2 protein-coding genes and 1 pseudogene are annotated in these 2,698 nt (G+C 69.3%); all 3 read left to right on the top strand.

The genetic code is table 11. The features are described 5' to 3' along the window. The coding region (locus tag LzC2_RS21045) for a transglutaminase TgpA family protein (RefSeq protein WP_171189988.1) at positions 1 to 1,772 on the top strand (1,772 nt) is incomplete at its 5' end. Between the two features lie 107 nt (positions 1,773 to 1,879). Continuing rightward, complete coding sequence (locus LzC2_RS21050) at positions 1,880 to 2,245, top strand: PilZ domain-containing protein (RefSeq protein ID WP_171189989.1); 366 nt, start codon at positions 1,880 to 1,882, stop codon at positions 2,243 to 2,245. Between the two features lie 75 nt (positions 2,246 to 2,320). Next, positions 2,321 to 2,698 (top strand): annotated as a pseudogene (locus tag LzC2_RS21055) (peptidase S10); the annotation flags it as partial.

Below are 2,698 nucleotides of genomic sequence, written 5' to 3' on the forward strand. Positions count from 1 at the left end.
TCGGCGCCGACGGCCCCCCCGGATCGCGCCGCATCGTGGGAACGCTGGCCGCCGTCGCGGTCATCGTGGGCCTGACGATCTTCTTCCTCACGCCTCGGACGTGGCTCAGCCGACGACCGCCGATCGATCCGTCCCGCACCGCGGGCGCCGCCGCCTTCACCGGCTTCACGGGCGAAGTGCGACTGGGGGCGCTGGGCGAGATTCTCGAAAGCAACGAACCGGCCTTCGACGTGGAGATCGAACGCCCCCGCCTCGGCCGATCGTTGGAATCGAACGACGCCGCGGAGGTCTTCGGCACGGAGGAGCCGCTGTTTCGCGGGCGGACGTTGGACCACTACGAACAGGGCCGCTGGAGCGACAGCGGCGACTCCCGTTCCGACTGGTTGACGCTCTCCCATGTGCCGCCGCCCCCGTCGAGGATCACGGCCATCGAGCGATACCGCCTCCGGCCGATCGGCGACGAGGTACTGTTCCAGGCCGGTCAGGCCGCGGCGGTGACGTTCCCCAATGCCGATTCCGCCCGTTCCTCGAAGCGGCTGTCAGACGGACTGCTCGTTCGTCCGAAAGCCGTGTCCGCGACGACGGAGGTGGAATACGTCGTGTATTCCGCGGACCCCTCCGCAAGGTACGGCTCGATCGGCTGGAGCCGGCTGCCGGGGTGGAGCGGTCAGGGCGACGGTTCGCCGCCGGACGCCGCCGACGGTCTCAAAGGCGACGCTTCACGCCCCGAGCTGCCCGAGGGCCTGCGACTGCGATACCTGCAATCGCCGGGCGAACTCCCGGCGGTCGCCGCCGCCGCGACGGACGCCCTCGCCGGTTCGACCGAAAGAACCAGCGAACGCGCGACGGCGGAACGATTGACCAGCTACCTGCGGGACTCCGGCCGGTTCGGCTATTCGTTGGATCTCTCGGTGCAAGATCCGACGATCGATGCGGTCGAAGACTTCCTCGCCAACAAGCGCGTCGGCCACTGCGAGTATTTCGCGACGGCGCTGGCGTTGATGCTTCGCGAACGCGACATCCCGAGTCGCGTGGTCACGGGCTTCAAAGGGGGCGACCTGAATAAGACGACCCGGCGGTTCGAGGTGCAGCAGCGCCACGCCCATGCCTGGGTCGAAGGGTTCGTCGACGGCCGGTGGCGAACGTTCGACGCCACCCCCGCTGCTGCACGCACCCAAAGCGTCGCCGAGAGCGGTCCGCGGTTCGCGAGACTGGCGAACCTCGTCAACGGGGTGGAGTTCATCTGGGCGGAGTACGTCGTTCGCATGAGCCTCGAACGCCAGCGGACCGCATTCGGCCGACCGCTCCGCGACGCCTGGGAGACCTTCCGGCTGGCGGCCACCCGTTTCGTGAGCGGTCCGAACGGCAGCGGATGGCAGTTCGACGCGAAATCCGGCGCCCTCGCGGCCGTGATCCTCCTCGCATTGGTGGGGGCGGCCTGGGCGGCCCGGGGACTGTTCGCCCGAACGTGGCGGCGCCGCAAGGAGAGCCGAGCACGGGCCAGCGCCGTGCGATTCTGGCGGCGGTTCGTGCGGCTCGCGGCACGGCGCGGCGTGATTCGGGGCGTTGCGGAAACTCCCTCGGAGTTCGCCGCCCGAGCTGCGCAGGCGTGGCGACCGACGGTCGGCGAGGAACTCGCCGCTCTGCCGATCTCGGCCGCCTCGGAGTTCTACGCGGTGCGCTTCGGCGGCGCCGCGCTCTCGCCGGAGCGGGTCTCGCAGTTGTCCGCCTCGCTCGATCGGCTCGAAGCGCGGTTGAGCGGCCGCACGTGACGGATCATCCCCCACGCGCGACCAGGCGGCGCCGGCGTGGGCGCCGTTCGTGACCTAGGCTTCGATTCACCCTGAAACCGCACGCCCCGCACGCGAAGCCCGCCGAAATGTCCGCCGACGTTTGGAGCCGCCCGACCCTCTCCGACTTGCACGAGGTGCTGGAAAGCGTCGGCCAAGAATCCCCCGACGCGGAGCTGCGCACCGTGCCCCGTTTGCAACTATGCGTGCCCGCGGAGGTGACGACGCTTCGCGGCAATACCGTCTCCGCGATGACCCGCGAAATCAGCCGGGGGGGGCTGGGTTTGCTCACCCGCGGCTCGCTGAACCGCGGGTACTGCCGGGTGAAAATGTCCAGCGAAACGCGGGAGTTCAATTACCGGGTGGAGATCGAGTGGTGCCGCCCGACCGAGACCGGCATGTGGCTCTCCGGCGGTCGATTCGTCACCGACGTGCTGCCGGGCGAGGGCGACTGACCCCCCTGTCGAACGCGGACCGAGTGGGTAGTCTGGGGCGAGTCTTTCGCCCCCCTACTCCCCGGATCACCGCCCGTGCGACGCCTGACGTTTCTGCTACCCCTCGTCCTCTGCCCCCTGACCGCCTGGACGCAGGACGACGCGGGGGACAAATCAGCCGAGAAAGCCCCCGCGACGGCAATCGCTCCGATCACGACGCAGCACACGCTGACGATCGCCGGGGCGGAGATCGAATACACCGCGACCGCCGGCACGCTGCCGCTGGTCGGCGAGGATGAAGACGCCGAGGGCGACGCCCAGGTCTTCTACGTCGCCTACACCGTCGAACCGAAGCAGGGAGAGGCACGGCCGATCACCTTCTGCTTTAACGGCGGACCGGGCAGCAGCAGCGTCTGGCTGCACATGGGGATGCTGGGGCCGAAGATCGTCCCGATCCCCGACGACGCCTCCTTC

Origin of the sequence: Alienimonas chondri, assembly GCF_013036045.1 — a bacterium.
GTDB classification, from domain to species: Bacteria; Planctomycetota; Planctomycetia; order Planctomycetales; family Planctomycetaceae; genus Alienimonas; species Alienimonas chondri.